The sequence below is a fragment of the Methylomonas koyamae genome (genome assembly GCF_019669905.1).
Lineage (GTDB): Bacteria > Pseudomonadota > Gammaproteobacteria > Methylococcales > Methylomonadaceae > Methylomonas > Methylomonas koyamae.
The window spans coordinates 1,259,855-1,272,673 of sequence record NZ_AP019777.1 but is presented as its reverse complement, the minus strand read 5'-3'; the positions used below and the strand labels follow the sequence as shown (position 1 = coordinate 1,272,673).

10 protein-coding genes are annotated in these 12,819 nt (G+C 58.5%); 3 read left to right on the top strand and 7 right to left on the bottom strand.

What is annotated here, in order from left to right; all coding sequences use genetic code 11:
* Positions 1-123 precede the first annotated feature (123 nt).
* Positions 124-654: a peroxiredoxin gene (locus MKFW12EY_RS06220; RefSeq protein WP_082409803.1), complete on the top strand. Its 531-nt coding sequence runs from the start codon at positions 124-126 to the stop codon at positions 652-654.
* A gap of 19 nt (positions 655-673) precedes the next feature.
* On the opposite strand, the gene MKFW12EY_RS06215 is transcribed toward MKFW12EY_RS06220, so the two are convergent.
* The 6 genes from MKFW12EY_RS06215 to MKFW12EY_RS06190 form a co-directional block, all read right to left on the bottom strand.
* Positions 674-1,075 (bottom strand): hypothetical protein, encoded by a 402-nt coding sequence (locus tag MKFW12EY_RS06215; RefSeq protein ID WP_054761457.1) that lies wholly within the window; start codon positions 1,073-1,075, stop codon positions 674-676.
* Positions 1,076-1,567: 492 nt separating this feature from the next.
* Positions 1,568-3,031, bottom strand: a complete 1,464-nt coding sequence (locus MKFW12EY_RS06210) for an efflux transporter outer membrane subunit (protein WP_221054193.1) — start codon at positions 3,029-3,031, stop codon at positions 1,568-1,570.
* Between the two features lie 191 nt (positions 3,032-3,222).
* Positions 3,223-6,303, bottom strand: a complete 3,081-nt coding sequence (locus MKFW12EY_RS06205) for an efflux RND transporter permease subunit (protein WP_221054192.1) — start codon at positions 6,301-6,303, stop codon at positions 3,223-3,225.
* A complete protein-coding gene (locus MKFW12EY_RS06200) occupies positions 6,300-7,478 on the bottom strand; it encodes an efflux RND transporter periplasmic adaptor subunit (protein ID WP_245006448.1) in 1,179 nt (392 codons plus the stop codon). The genes MKFW12EY_RS06205 and MKFW12EY_RS06200 overlap by 4 nt, the downstream gene beginning before the upstream one ends.
* 44 nt (positions 7,479-7,522) lie before the next feature.
* Positions 7,523-8,095, bottom strand: a complete 573-nt coding sequence (locus MKFW12EY_RS06195) for a TetR/AcrR family transcriptional regulator (RefSeq protein ID WP_221054191.1) — start codon at positions 8,093-8,095, stop codon at positions 7,523-7,525.
* A 105-nt stretch (positions 8,096-8,200) separates the two neighbouring features.
* Complete coding sequence (locus tag MKFW12EY_RS06190) at positions 8,201-9,016, bottom strand: oxidoreductase (protein ID WP_221054190.1); 816 nt, start codon at positions 9,014-9,016, stop codon at positions 8,201-8,203.
* A 101-nt stretch (positions 9,017-9,117) separates the two neighbouring features.
* On the opposite strand from MKFW12EY_RS06190, the gene MKFW12EY_RS06185 reads away from it, so the two are divergent.
* A complete protein-coding gene (locus MKFW12EY_RS06185) occupies positions 9,118-9,561 on the top strand; it encodes a winged helix-turn-helix transcriptional regulator (RefSeq protein ID WP_054761444.1) in 444 nt (147 codons plus the stop codon).
* A 356-nt stretch (positions 9,562-9,917) separates the two neighbouring features.
* Here the strand turns inward: MKFW12EY_RS06185 and MKFW12EY_RS06180 are convergent, their stop codons facing one another.
* On the bottom strand, positions 9,918-11,453 hold the full coding sequence (locus MKFW12EY_RS06180) for a cation:proton antiporter domain-containing protein (protein ID WP_096876319.1): 1,536 nt from the start codon (positions 11,451-11,453) through the stop codon (positions 9,918-9,920).
* Between the two features lie 230 nt (positions 11,454-11,683).
* Here MKFW12EY_RS06180 and MKFW12EY_RS06175 point away from each other — a divergent pair, with 230 nt between their 5' ends.
* Positions 11,684-12,817, top strand: a complete 1,134-nt coding sequence (locus MKFW12EY_RS06175; RefSeq protein WP_221054189.1) for an aminotransferase class V-fold PLP-dependent enzyme — start codon at positions 11,684-11,686, stop codon at positions 12,815-12,817.
* Positions 12,818-12,819: the final 2 nt, after the last annotated feature.

Sequence of the window (12,819 nt, the reverse complement as noted above, 5' to 3'; positions counted from 1 at the left end):
GATTTTTAGCCACGAGGCACAACTTTTTTGGGCGCCGGCCAACAAATGCTACCGTAACCGCATTGATTGATCGACAATGGCCGACGCCAACCCCAGCTCCACCAGACTTCCGAGGACGATCAGATGAAAACCCCCATTACCGTGTTGATCCCGCTTCTGCTGCTGTTATGCCGGCTACCATCGGCTGCTGCCGAGCAATTGCAGGTTGGCGATTCCGCCCCGGCGTTTCAAGCCAAAACCCAGAGTGGCGACGATTTCGATTTGAATGCGCGCCGCGGCAACGGCTGGACCGTATTGTATTTTTATCCTAAAGCCGGAACGCCGGGATGCACCGCCCAAGCTTGCGCCTTCCGCGATGCGATACAAGCCATCCGCCAGCAGGGCGCCGAGGTTTACGGCCTGAGTACCGATAGCGTGACCGAACTGGCCAACTTCCACCGCGAACATAAACTCAGCTTCACGCTGCTGTCCGACCCCGACGCCAAGGTCACCGAGGCTTACGGCGCGAAAATGCCGGTGTTAACCATGGCCAAACGCTGGACCTTCATCATCGATCCGGAGTTGAAGGTGCGCCGTATCGACGACGACGTCGACCCGGCGCTGGATGCGCAAAAAGTGGCGGCGGCACTGAAGCAGTTGCAGGCCAAGCCCTGAGAACCGGCCGGCTGGCGACTTATTGAATCCTGACCAGATAGCCGTCGGTTTTCTCGCAGCCCGGCTTACTGTGGGCCGTGACGCTGACCCGGACAAAACCGTGCTCGATCGGCCGCTCTATCTTGCCGCGCACCTCGTAGCGTCCGCTCTTGTGCTGGCTAATGTATAACTCCTTGGCCGTATATTCGTATTTGATATCGCCGGCACCGACATGCACAACAATGGACGTCGGCGTCGTGTTGGCGGACGCCGACAGCGAAAACTCCTGAAACGACTGCAAATATTTGTTGGCAGCCGGTTGAAACTCGGAAAACGTCGGCTTATCGCAGTGGCTCGAACTTTGGCTGCTGCCGTAGGCGTAAGCGATATCGGCGCTCAGGCTTAACAAACAGACAGCGGTAAGGCGAAAAATCGTAGTCATCTTTATCTCCGTTGGCACGCGTTGGTTGAAATGGCTGCATAGCTTACCAAGAAAAACCGCGCAGGCCGGAGAGGGAAAACAACCATTCGCCTCGATGCCGTACAAACCGCGATTCCCCTGGCCGTCCACCAAGCAGCGCGGTCGAGTTCCATTCGAGACATACATTGCCTCGCGGCTGGGTGCAGTTACGTTGGCTTTCGCCGAAAGCGAGCCGCTATCGTCCAAAAATGCACATCTAAAACCGTCCAGTTTGAGGATTCAGCGAATTCGTAACATTCGGATTCTTTGCGTTCTACGTTCTAATTTAGTGCTTCTGCGATAGCTACCGTGCCCCGAATCTTTAAGCGAAAACAAACGATTAAAACATGCGGTGATCGTCGCGATTGGCTTGGGTGCATAAAAAAACGCCAAATACTTGATGAATGCGGAACCCGGCGATGGTTTTGATTGCTTTTCCAAGTACTTTCAGTGCAGTCCTGTATGCTGCGCCGATCAAGGCATAAAGGCTGTATCGACAGCGCTGTTCGTCGAATTAGCCGTCCAGCCGCCGCCGAACGCCCGGTACAACGATACCATCGCCACACTGACGGCCGTTTCGGCTTTGGCGCGTTCGTCGCTGACAGCCAGCTTACCGCGTTGGGCATCCAGAACAGCCAAATAATTCCCTGCGCCGCGACTATACAAGGTATCGACCAGCCGGTAGGCTTTTTCCGCCGAGGCTTCCGCTTCGGTTAAACGGCTAAAGCTATCGGTAGCGGAACGGTGGGCGACGAAGGCGTTTTCCACGTCTTCCAATGCCAGCAAAAAAGTCTTCTCATAATTAGCCGCAACTTGCTCCAGCCGCCCATCGGCGGCGGTAATCTGGGCGCGGATGCGGCCGGCGTTGAAGATAGGCGCGGAAATGCCGGAACCCAGCGCATAAACGCTATCGGCCAGACTCGGAAAACCGCCGACCGCCAGCGCGCCGAGACCGCCGCTGACCGACAAAACTATCTTGGGATAAAGATCGGCCCGCGCCGAACCCAGACTGGCCGCCGCCGCGCTGACTTCGGTTTGCGCCAGGCGCAAATCGGGACGTTGCGCGAGTAGTTCAGCCGGAAGCAAATTGGGCATGACCGGCGCTTGCTTCGGCAACGGGCCTGCGACGGCCAGCCGCGCTCCCAGGTTTTCCGGCGGCTCGCCCAGCAATACGCCCAAGCGATGGATCAGGTTTTGCTCGGCGTTAGTCAGTTGCGGCAGCGTCGCTTCGGTGCCCTGCAACAGCGTTTGCTGACGAGCCAGATCGGCCTCGTTAGCCAGTCCGGCTTTAACAAACGCCTGCAATGTCCTCAGCCGTTCGCGTTGCAAGGCTATGTTTTCTTGCAGAATGCCGATGCGTTGCTGCACGCCGCGCAGTTCCAGATAATTGGTCGCCACCTGGGCCAACAGACCGACTTGCGCCGCATGCAAGCCTTCCCGGCTGCCTTGGGCTTGCGCGGCAGCGGCTTCCGCTTCCAGATGCCGGCCGCCAAACACGTCGATTTCCCAGCGCGCCGCCAATCCGCCGCTGACGGCATCGGCGGTCGGCGTAATCAATTTCATGCCTTGCCCGTCCGGTACGCCAACGATGCGGTCGATGCGTTTTTCCCGGCCGCCGGAGATCGAGAAATCCAGGCTGGGATAAAGAGCCGCTTCGGCGACGGTGACCATCGCGCTGGCTTCGCGGACCCGAGCGGTGGCGATTTTCAGATCGTGGTTGGCAGCCAAGGCTTTGTCTATCAACTCGTTCAGCAAGGGATCGTTGAACCCTTGCCACCAAGTCTTAAGGTCCACCGTTTCGGTGGTTTGAGTATTGGGCGCATGTTGCCAGGTTGCCGGGCTATTGAGCGCCACCTGGTCGCCGACGCGGGTTGGCGTGCAGGCGATTAGACTAGCCAGGGACAGTAGGGTTAGCGGTATTAAATATCGGTTATTCATCGTAAAACTCCGTGGGCTCCGCGTAGGGTACGCACCGCGTACCTTCTGGGCTTTAACATTTGTAGAGGCTTTAAAAAGGTACGCGGTGCGTACCCTACGACTGTTGCAATGTAGGTTGGGCTGAGCAACGCGAAGCCCAACAAAATCAAACCGTTGGGCTTCATTGCATTCAGCCCAACCTACATTTAGTTTTACCCTATCCCGGTGAGAGAGGGAGTTTTTGCATCGGCACGCTCCACCCTAAACCAAGCCGCATACAGCGCCGGCAGGAAGAACACCGTCAACACGGTCGCCACCGTCAATCCGCCCATGATGGCGATGGCCTGCGGGCCGAAGAAATCGTTGCGCGACAGCGGGATCATCGCCAGGATGGCCGCCGCCGCAGTCAGCATGATCGGCCGGAAGCGCCGCACCGTCGATTCGACGATGGCCGACCAGGTGTCGAGTCCTGATTTTTCATCCTGATCGATCTGATCCACCAGAATCACCGAGTTGCGCATGATCATGCCGGCCAGCGCCAGGATGCCGAGCAGCGCCACGAAGCCGAACGGCGCTCCAAACAACAGCAAGGCGAAGGCGGCGCCGATCACGCCCAGCGGGGCGGTGCTGAACACCATGAACGTCCTGGACAGATTCTGCAGCTGCATCATCAATAAAATCAGCGTGACGATCAGCACCAGCGGAATCCAGATCAGGATAGACTTTTGCGCGTTCACCGCGTCTTCCTTAGAACCGCCGGTTTCGATGAAATAACCCGCCGGCAGGCTGTCCTGTATCGGTTTAAGTTTCGGGACGATTTCCGCCGCCACGTCCGGGGCCATCTTGCCGTCGGCCACGTCGGCGCGCACCGAGATAGTCGGGAAGCGATTGCGCCGCCAGCGCACGCCGTCTTCGAACACGGTCTCGAACTTGACGAACTGCGACAGCGCTACCGCCTTGCCGTTGGCGGTGCGCACCGCGACATCCGGCAATTCGTCGGCGGCTGTTCGCAATTCGGGACTGGCCCGCCAGACGATGTCGATCAATTTATCCTGTTCGCGCAACTGCCCGACCGGGATGCCGGCGTAATGCGCCTGCAAGGCTTGCGACAAACTGGCCGTCGAAACGCCGAGGGCGCGCGCCTTGTCCTGATCCAACATCAGACGGAACGACGGCATGCGGTCATGCCAGTCGTCGTTGACGTCCACGGTGCCGGGATGGTTGCGCACGACCTCGGCCACCCGCTCGGCAATGCCGCGCACGATGTTGGGGTTTTCGCCCAGCACCCTGAACGCCAACGGATAATCCATCGGCGGCCCGACATTGAGCCGCTTCACCCGGCCCCTGACATTCGGAAAGTCGGTTTCAAGTATCTGCCGGACGCGCTGCATCACCCGTTCACGCGCCTGGTTATCCTTGGTCATCACCACCAATTCGGCCAGATTGGTATTCGCCAATTGCTGCACGATCAGCATGAAAAACCTCGGCGTGCCGCTACCGACATAGCTGGCGACGTGTTCCACATCCTCGTCCTTAGCTAACAGCGCTTCCATGCGCTTGGCGGCGGCTTCGGTTTGCTCGAAGGCACTACCCTCCGGCAGCCAAAGATTGACGATGACTTCCGGCCGGTTGGACAGCGGGAAGAACTGTTCGGGAACGTGGGTTAAAGCCACGACGCCGAGACCGAACAAGCCCAGCGTGGCGATAATCACCTTCTTCCGGTGCGCCACGCATGCATCCACCCAGCGGCGCAAGCGGTTGTAGAACGGCGTATCGAACAAATCGTGGATCGGGCCATCGGCGTTGGCATGCACCTTAAGGATCAAAAACCCTAAATACGGGGTGAACACCACCGCGCCTATCCAGGACAGTATCAAGGATATGCCAACCACCTGAAAAATCGCCACGGTGTATTCGCCGGCCGAGGATTGCGCCAGACCCACCGGCAGGAAACCGGCGATGGTGATCAAGGTGCCAGTCAGCATCGGAAAGGCCGTGGCCGTGTACGCATAGGTCGCGGCGCGCATCCGATCCCAGCCTTCTTCCAGCTTGCGCGCCATCATCTCAACGGCAATCATTGCATCGTCCACCAACAGGCCCAGCGCCAAAATCAAAGCCCCCAAGGAAATCCGTTGCAAATCGATGCCGCACAACAGCATCACCAGCAAGGTGGCGGCCAACACCAGCGGCACGGTCAACGCCACCACGGACCCGGTGCGCCAGCCCAGGCTCAAGAAACTGACCACCAACACGGTCGCCAGGGCTTCGAAGAAGGTTTGGCCGAATTCCGCCATCTGGTTTTTCACCACATGCGCTTGATTGGCGACCGGCTCCACGTCCATACCCAACGGCAACTCGTTTTTGATGCCGGCCAGCGTATCCTCCAGGTTTTTTCCCAGGGCGATCACGTTGCCTTTCTTGTTCATCGTCACGCCGAGGCCGAGGGCCGGTTTGCCGTTGAAGCGCATCTTGAATTCGGCGGGATCGACATAGCCGCGCGTCACCTGGGCAAAATCCTTGACCTTGAAGGTGCGATTAGCGATGCGTACCGCCATATTGGCGACGCTGTCTTCCGAGTCAAACGAGCCGGTCAGGCGTATCGGCAGATTGCGTTGCGCGGAAAACACGGTGCCGGCCGGCGCCATACCGTTCTGCGCCTGTAAAGCCCCGGCAACCGCCGCCGTATCCAGTCCCAGTTCGGCCAGTTTCTTGTCGGAAAATTCGACGAAAATCTTTTCGTCCTGCACGCCGATCAGATCGACTTTCTCGACATCCTTGACCCGCAATAGCTGTTGGCGGACCGAATCGGCCGCTAATTTCAGGTCGGCATAATTAAAACCTTCGCCGGAGAAGGCGTAAATCAGGCTGTAGGTATCGCCGAATTCGTCGTTGAAAAACGGCCCTATGCTGCCGGGCGGCAGCGTCATGCGGATGTCGTCGACCTTTTTGCGCACCTGATACCAAAGTTCCGGGATGTCCTTGGCCGGCGTATCTTCGCGCGGGGTCACGAAAATTACCGATTCGCCGGGTTTGGAATAGCTGCGCAGATAATCCAGATTAGGCAACTCCTGGATTTTCTTTTCCAACCGGTCCGTCAACTGCTGTTCCACTTCCAGCGCGGTGGCGCCGGGATAGAGGGTTTTGACCACCATGATCCGGAAGGTGAACGGCGGATCTTCTTGCTGGCCCAGCATGTGATAGGCGAACACCCCACCGAGCACCACCAATGCCAGCATGAAGCCGGTGAAGGAACGGTGGTTAAGCACCCACTCGCTGAGGTTGAACGCTTTCATAGTTGTCCCTCTTTTGCACCATGCTTAGCCAATGCATTTTCTTCCGGCAAGCGCACAGCCTGGCCTTCGGCCAGACGCTGGACGCCGGCGCTGACCAGCAATTGGTCGGCGGCGAGTCCGTCTACGGCAATGCGTTCGCCGGGCAACGTTTCGTCCAGCTTAACCGGCACGGATTTGACGGTAGCCGCCTGCTCGTCGATCAGCCATACCAAGGGATGATCGGGCTGGTTTTGCGGGGTATAGACGGCGGAAAGCGGGATGGCGATGCCGGAAGCGGTTTTCGCATCGATATGCACCGTCGCCGTCATGCCCAATTGCGCGGCGTCCAGGCCTTCCAGCAAAGTGGCCTTGACGCGATAGGTGCGGCTGGCCGGCTCGGCGGCCGAGGCGATTTCGCGGATTCTGGCCTTGAGCCGCCGATCATCGCCGGACCACAACGACACAGCAACGGCTTGTTGGCTCTTAATCTCCGTCAGACGATGTTCTGGCACATCGAAGTGGATTTCCCTTTCGTCGAGCTGGGCCAGCGTCACCACGGCCTGACCGGCCGCCAGCACCTGTCCGGCCTCGACAGCCAAGGCCGTAACCACGCCGTCGCGGTCGGCATGCAATTCGGTATAGCTCAGCTGGTTATTCGCCTCGGCCAATTGCGCTTCCAGCGCCGCCGTCCGCTCACGTGCCGTGGTATAAGCGGTTTCATGCCGCTCGAACTCCGGCGGACTGATGACTTGCTGGGTCAGCAATTCGCGGTATCTCGTCAAGTCGTCGCGCAGGAAATTGCTGTCGGCCTGCGCGGAAGCCAGCTGAGCCTTAAGGGCCTGCACGGCAAGGCGGTAATCGTTGCCGTCCAGTATCGCCAGCAGTTGGCCCTTACGCACCGGGTCGCCAACGTCAACTTTGCGCTCCAGTAGTTTACCGGCCACCCGGAAGGATAAGGGCGCCTCGAATCTTGCCCTGACTTCCCCGGCAAAACTTCTAGCGCCGGCGACGGCGTTTTGTTCGATTCGAAACACCTTCACCGGGCGGACAACCGATTGTGTGGGTTTGTCCTGGCCGCTGCATCCGGCGTTCATCATAAGCGGCAACAACCCAGCCAGTAGCCAGCCTTTGTTGGTGAATCGAAATTGCGGCCGGTCAAGGGCGTTCGATCTAAACGGAGTTTTTGGTTTCGGCATATTGCTGCCTCCTTCGGTAAAAGGTTCGGTAATGTTAGAAATAGTCATTCGATGCTGTTTTTGATCAGTATCTCGGCGGCCAACCTGGCATCGACGCCCGCGCCGGAATGGCGCTGCAATTGTGCGGAGACGATGGCACCCTGGAACAAGGCACACAGTTGCCCGGCCAGCCGTTCCGGAGACTGCGCGCCGGCCCGTGCCGACAAATCGGTCATATGGTGTTGTAGCCTGCGGTAAAACGCGGCGGATGCTCGATGCACCGCATGGCTTTGCTCGGGATATTCCGCGGCGGCCTTGATCAATGGGCAGCCTTGGAAATCAGGACTGGCCAACCATCCGGCATGGACATCGAAAATGGCTAACAGCTGGTCTTTCGGCGTCTGCGCTTTGCGCTCAATTTGCGCGACGAACCAAGCCCAAAATTCGGCACTGTGTTTGTCTAAGTAAGCAACGATTAGCGCTTCCTTGGAGCAGAAGTGCTTGTAAAGCGTCATTTTGTGGGTATTGGCCGATTTGACGACGCTATCGACACTTGTAGCTCTAATACCTTGGCTGGAGAAGAGCGTTTTAGCTGCCAACAAGATTCGTTCGCGAGCGTTTGCGGTTTTAATCGACATCGTTGTTCATAGCTCCCAAGGAATGGTCTGCACTTAGCTTGTCGCCCGAATAGCAACGGCGCCGATGGTGCCGCGGCATGGTTCACGGCGTTATTTTTCTAATATTCAGACTATCGGCAGCTGGTTAAACCGGCGTAAGCTCTTGTCTACCAAGGCTTCCGGGAAGAAACGGCGCAGGAAACGCACCTGGCTTGCCTGTTTTCCGGCGGTATAACGCCTGCTGGGAACCGCGGCAGTCGCGGCTTTCAACACCGTATCGGCCACCACCTCCGGAGCGTCGCCCGCATTGACGCCATTGCGCATCAGCACTGCCATGCCGGCGCGCACCGAGTCATAGACGGCCAGCGGCCGATCTGGCTTGGTTAGGCTGGCTTCGAACGCGGTGCGGGTAAATGCCGGCTCAACCAGCACCACCCGAATGCCGAAGCTGCGCAATTCGTGATCGAGCGATTCGGAATAGCCTTCGACCGCATGCTTGGTCGCGGCATATAGCGCGTTGTACGGCGCCGGGATCAAGCCCATTACCGAGCTGATATTGACGATTCTGCCTTTTCCTTGGCCGCGCATGGTCGGCAGCACGGCATTGGTGACGCGGGTGATGCCGAACAGGTTGACGTCGAACAAGGCCTGGGCCTGCGCGGTAGACGATTCTTCCGCGGCGCCGAGTAGGCCGACGCCGGCATTGTTGACCAGCAGATCAATGCGCCCGGCCTGTTGCAAGACCTCGGCGACCATGTCGTTTACCGACGCTTCGTCGGTTACGTCGCAGCTCAGCATCGTGATGCCGTCAGGGCTTGCCGCTGCCCTGCGGCTGGTACCGAATACCCGGTATCCCGCTCGTTGCAGGGCCTTGGCCGTTACCAGCCCAATGCCCGAGGATGCGCCGGTAATCAAAGCGACGGCATTGTCTTTATTGTTCATATCAAGTCTCCCGTGGGGTGGATTGTCTATCGTCTAAGTGTTACTATCATTTCGATAGCAATGTTACTATCAATTTAATATTAAGTCACTACTAAAAACGTATGAACGATAAAAATATTTGCGCCGACCCTTGCCCGATAGCGCGTTGCCTGGCTTTTCTCGGCGACGCATGGAGCTTGTTGATTTTGCGGGACGCCCATATTGGTCTGACCCGTTTCGACCAATTTCGAAAAAGTCTAGGTATCGCGCCGACGATGTTGACCCGGCGCCTGGCGACGCTGACGGAGGAAGGCATGTTGGAAAAGCGGCTGTATTCGGAGCGGCCGCCGCGCGAGGAGTATGTGTTGACCGCCGCCGGCCGCGATTTTCTGCCGGTGCTGGTCATGCTCGGCGCCTGGGGCCATCAGTATCGCGGCGGCGGCCCGTTGGTGCGCATTCAGGATGTCGAAACCGGAGAGGATATTAAACCGGTGGCCATAGACGCGGTCACTGGGGCGGAGATTGGAACTCGTCCGCTACGATTTGTGCTGCCGGATGGCGGTTGATGACCGGACTGCTTGATCCGGCCAACTAGATGGATATACGAGCTTTACAATCGAAATAATCTGCCGATCGTTCGTAACCAACTGAATAAATTGCGAACAATTAGCGGATTGAATCCCGCTCTTAGCCCAGGATCGATTTCAGAGAGGCTAACTCACCCGCAATAGGCGGACAATGCGTCGGTCGAAATGGACTTGTGCAATTCGGTGAATTGCACAGGGATGTACCAACATAGACGGGGTCTGCGTTACGAATGCGAGTGAGGCGCGATGCTGCGGTCTGCCAATAGCGGTTTATACATTGAGCGGACACGGGCATTGCGGAATACATCGGTCGCGTTGGATCGACTTGCCTCCGCTCAATTCCCGACCCCCAGCATATGCTTGGCCAATTGGTTGCCGGCTTCCACCAAAGGATGGATTACATAGTCGGCGCCAACCCGCTTCAGTTCCTGCTCTTCCTCATAGTGGTAGCACAAGGTGCCGATCTGGCCTTTGAAGCCGCGTTTGCGCAACTGAGCGATCGCCAGCAAGCGGGTTTCGACGTCCGGTACCGTGATGACGATGCCTTTCATCCGCTCCAGGCGCAATCCGCTCCACAGTTCGCTATCCTCGGCGTCGCCGTAGACCACGCGCCGGCCTTCGGCCAACAGGTTTTCCAGTACGGTAGGGTCGGCATCCAGGCCGACCACCCGCTGTTCCTGAGCCGACAAGGCTTGGTAGGCCGAGACGCCGGTCCGGCCCATACCGATCACCAGCCATTCGGCGACGCCGAAGGATTCCGGCAGCCGGTCGGGATTGCCGGTTTTCTTCTCGAAGCGCACCAGAAACGGTTCGAACCAGGAGAACAAGACATGCGAATAGCGGTTCAACGGCGCCGCGATCGCCAGCGAACCGGCCACCGCCAGGCTGATGACCGCATTCCATTCGGCCGGCAGCAGTTTGGCATCGACCACGGCGCGGGTGGTAATCAAGGCGAATTCGCTGTAGGTGGTCAAGGCCAGCGTCGAGACGAAGGCGGTACGGGCGCGCAGGCCGGCGAACAGGAACAACCCGAAAAACAGCGCACCTTGAACCGGCAGCAAGGCCAATAACTGCAGTGCCTGAAACACCTGCTCCCGGCTCGGCAAATCGCTGACGCCGATCTGCAGAAAAAACGCCACCAGGAACAATTCTTTCAGCCCCCATAAACGGTCGGTCAATTCGTTGATTTTGGTGTGGTTGGCCAGCATCACGCCGGTCAGTAGCGCCCCGATGTCGGCGGAAATCCCCGAATTTTCGGCGGCAACGCCGCCGGCCAAGGCCAACGTCACGCCCAACAGCAGCAACAGCTCGGACGAACGGCTGGCAGCCAATATCCGATGCGCCAACGGCCGCAGCAACGGCAACAGGAATAAGGCCAACGCCCATTGCGTCGGTTGCTTGCGCTCCGCCACGGCCAACAGGCCGATGGCGACGATATCCTGCAAAATCAAAATACTCATCACGTCCCGGCCGTGCAACGACGACAGTTCGCCGTTGTCTTCCAGCACCTTGATCGCCAGCACGGTGCTGGAAAAGGCCAAACTGACGCCGAGCACCAGCCCGCCGGTGATATGTTGTTCCAACCAGAAAAACACCAGGGCCGAAATCAGGGTCGTCATCAGCAAGTGGGCGCCGCCGACGCTGACCACTTCGCGCCGGATCAACGACGCCGGTTTCAACTTCAATCCCACCGAAAACAACAGCAACTCGATGCCGATCTCGGCAATGTGGTTCAGATCGGCCAACGGCGCGACGCCCAGCGCATTCAGGGCATAGCCGGCAGCCAAATAGCCTACCAAGGGCGGAAAAGACAGCCGGCTGGCGAGCAGGCCGGTCAGATACGCTGCACTGATCCAAATTAATTCCATCATCTCTAAAATTACGAAAAATAAATTGACACGATTGGCGGCGGCCTCGATGCATTTGCCGCAACGCCTGTATGTTTTATAACACGGCTTGGCCGATATCTGCTGTTTGCGGACGCCGGCCGCAACGGATTATCGATTGAATTTGCGGCGCCGGCCCCGTTATGATTGGCCGTAAGCCAAGCGCCCCGTAGCCCGTTCGCGAGGCATTTTTACCTCCAGCCGGAATGCCTATCATGAAACATCCCGAATTTCCGCTCAGCGACGAGTTGATTTACTTGAACCATGCCGCCGTGGCGCCGTGGCCGAAACGCACCAGCGCCGCCGTGATCGCCTTCGCCGAACAAAACCGCGACTGGGGCTCGCATTACTATCCGGATTGGCTGAAAAAAGAATTGCTGATTCGGCGCCAGCTAAGGGACTTGCTCAACGCCGCTTCCGCGGACGATATCGCCCTGGTCAAAAACACCTCGGAAGCGCTGTCCTTCGTCGCCTGCGGCCTGCCCTGGCAAGCCGGCGACAACATCGTCTCCAGCAACGAGGAATTCCCCTCCAACCGCCTGCCCTGGCAAGCGCTGTCGGCCCAGGGCGTGGAATTCCGCGAGACCGACCTGCGCAGCGCGGCCACGCCGGAAGACGCGTTGTTTGCGCTGGTGGACCAAAACACCCGGCTGCTGACGGTCAGTTCGATCCAGTTCGGTTCCGGCCTCAGAATGGATTTGGTGCGCATCGGCGAATTTTGCAAGCGGCACGGTATTTTATTTTGCGTCGACGCGATTCAGAGCCTGGGTGCGGTGCAATTCGACGTGCAGGCCTGCCAGGCCGATTTTGCGATGGCCGACGGCCATAAATGGCTGTTCGGCCCGGAGGGATTGGGCGTGTTCTATACCACGCCGGAGGCCAGGGAGCGGCTGAAACTGAGCCAGTACGGCTGGCATATGATGAAGGACATCCACAACTACGAGAACCGGCCCTGGGAAATTCACCCAAGCGCGCGCCGTTTCGAATGCGGCAGCCCGAACATGCTGGGCATTCAAGCCTTGTCGGCCAGCCTGTCGCTGTTGCTGGAAACCGGGATGGACACGGTCGAAGCCCTGGTACTGGAACGCAGCGACTTTTTACGCCAAGCCATTCGAAACCAGCCGAATCTGCTGTTACTGTCCGAAGCCGCGCCCAGATTAAAGTCCGGCATCGTCGTGTTCAAGCACCGCCAGGCCGGCAACGAAACGCTGTATCGGCATCTGCAGCAACATGGCGTGGTCTGCGCGTTGCGCGGCGGCGGCGTGCGCTTCTCGCCGCATTTTTACAATTCGCTGGACGAAATCGGCCGGGCCTTGACGATTGCCGCCGACTGCCCGCCGGCAGACTAAAC

What these genes read in the sequence shown, in the direction of transcription:
- MKFW12EY_RS06210 (WP_221054193.1), bottom strand. Translation starts at nt 3,031, where the DNA reads ATGAATAACCGATATTTAATACCGCTAACCCTACTGTCCCTGGCTAGT.
- MKFW12EY_RS06215 (WP_054761457.1), bottom strand. Translation starts at nt 1,075, where the DNA reads ATGACTACGATTTTTCGCCTTACCGCTGTCTGTTTGTTAAGCCTGAGC.
- MKFW12EY_RS06205 (WP_221054192.1), bottom strand. Translation starts at nt 6,303, where the DNA reads ATGAAAGCGTTCAACCTCAGCGAGTGGGTGCTTAACCACCGTTCCTTC.
- MKFW12EY_RS06175 (WP_221054189.1), top strand. Translation starts at nt 11,684, where the DNA reads ATGAAACATCCCGAATTTCCGCTCAGCGACGAGTTGATTTACTTGAAC.
- MKFW12EY_RS06200 (WP_245006448.1), bottom strand. Translation starts at nt 7,478, where the DNA reads ATGCCGAAACCAAAAACTCCGTTTAGATCGAACGCCCTTGACCGGCCG.
- MKFW12EY_RS06185 (WP_054761444.1), top strand. Translation starts at nt 9,118, where the DNA reads ATGAACGATAAAAATATTTGCGCCGACCCTTGCCCGATAGCGCGTTGC.
- MKFW12EY_RS06180 (WP_096876319.1), bottom strand. Translation starts at nt 11,453, where the DNA reads ATGATGGAATTAATTTGGATCAGTGCAGCGTATCTGACCGGCCTGCTC.
- MKFW12EY_RS06195 (WP_221054191.1), bottom strand. Translation starts at nt 8,095, where the DNA reads ATGTCGATTAAAACCGCAAACGCTCGCGAACGAATCTTGTTGGCAGCT.
- MKFW12EY_RS06190 (WP_221054190.1), bottom strand. Translation starts at nt 9,016, where the DNA reads ATGAACAATAAAGACAATGCCGTCGCTTTGATTACCGGCGCATCCTCG.
- MKFW12EY_RS06220 (WP_082409803.1), top strand. Translation starts at nt 124, where the DNA reads ATGAAAACCCCCATTACCGTGTTGATCCCGCTTCTGCTGCTGTTATGC.